Annotated in this window: 1 protein-coding gene; it reads right to left on the bottom strand. The window is 39.0% G+C overall.

What is annotated here, in order from left to right; genetic code table 11:
* A partial coding sequence (locus tag PLX19_RS25935; protein WP_272191804.1) for a Cna B-type domain-containing protein occupies positions 1-656 on the bottom strand: 656 nt, incomplete at both ends.

Consider the following 656-nt stretch of genomic DNA (forward strand, 5'->3'; position numbering starts at 1 on the left):
GCTGTTACTTCTTTTGTATCAACTACTTGACCGTTTTGCAGTAAATCGACTTTGATTGTTGCTGGACGATCTGTCGCATTGTTGTCATTCCACGTTTTTGTTCCGTCTACTCTCGTTTGGCTCACTTTTGTATTTGTGATGTCATAACCATTTACTTCAGATTTATATCCATCTACTGGTTGTTCTTTCACTTCATACTTGTACGCTACTCCGTTTGCATCGTACGCTTGTAGGTTGTCAAATGTGTACTTCCAATTGCTTGTCGCTGTTACGTCTTTTGTATCAATTACTTGACCATTTTGCAGAAGGTCTACTTTGATTGTTGCCGGACGATCTGTGGCATTATTATCTTTCCACGTCTTCGTTCCTTCTACTTTTGTTTGACCTACTTTTGTATTCGTAATGTCATAACCGTTTACTTTGGATTGGTATCCTGCTACTGGTTGTTCTTTCACTTCATACTTATAAGCAACACCATTTGCATCATACGCTTGTAGATTGTCAAACGTGTACTTCCAATTTGTTGCTGCTGTTACTTCTTTTGTATCAACTACTTGACCGTTTTGCAGTAAATCGACTTTGATTGTTGCTGGACGATCTGTCGCGTTATTATCTTTCCACGTTTTCGTTCCTTCTACTGTCGTTTGGCCTACTTT

It is taken from the genome of Bacillus sp. BP-3, from assembly GCF_028401955.1.
Taxonomy (GTDB): Bacteria; Bacillota; Bacilli; order Bacillales; family Bacillaceae_G; genus Bacillus_A.